The following is a 504-nucleotide window of genomic DNA, read 5'->3' as shown; positions in this document are numbered from 1 at the left end:
GGTCCGGGTCGTCGCCCTGAGTTTCGCTGCGGCGATCGCGGTGGGGACCGGGTTGCTGCTGCTGCCCGCGGCGGTGGCGTCCGGGAGCGCCACCAGTGTGACCGCAGCGCTGTTCACGGCGACGTCGGCGATGTGCTTGACCGGGTTGATCGTGGTGGACACCCCTGTGCACTGGTCGGGATTCGGTCAGGCGGTCATTCTGGGGCTGATCCAGGTCGGTGGCCTGGGGATCATGACCATGGCCTCGTTGGTGGGGCTGATGTTGGCGCACCGGATCGGGCTCAAGGCACGGTTGAACACCGCGGCCGAGGCCCGGGCGGCCGAACTCGGCGACGTGCGGGGCGTGGTCGTGGGCGTGGTCCGGATGAGTTTGCTGATCGAGGCGGTCACCGCGGCGGTGATGGCGGTTCGTTTCGCGGTCGGGTACGACGAGCCGGTGCTGCGGTCGCTGTGGCTGGGCGTGTTCCATTCGGTCTCGGCGTTCAACAACGCCGGGTTCGCGCT

The 504-nt window shown here is 69.0% G+C and carries 1 protein-coding gene; it reads left to right on the top strand.

All coding sequences use genetic code 11. The features are described from left to right. The coding region (locus tag DPA01S_RS16155; protein WP_305791233.1) for a potassium transporter TrkG at positions 1–504 on the top strand (504 nt) is incomplete at both ends.

The sequence above is a fragment of the Dietzia papillomatosis NBRC 105045 genome, from assembly GCF_001570845.1.
GTDB lineage: Bacteria > Actinomycetota > Actinomycetes > Mycobacteriales > Mycobacteriaceae > Dietzia > Dietzia cinnamea.
Note: the sequence above shows the minus strand (reverse complement) of the source record. Positions and strands in the feature narration are given on the sequence as shown.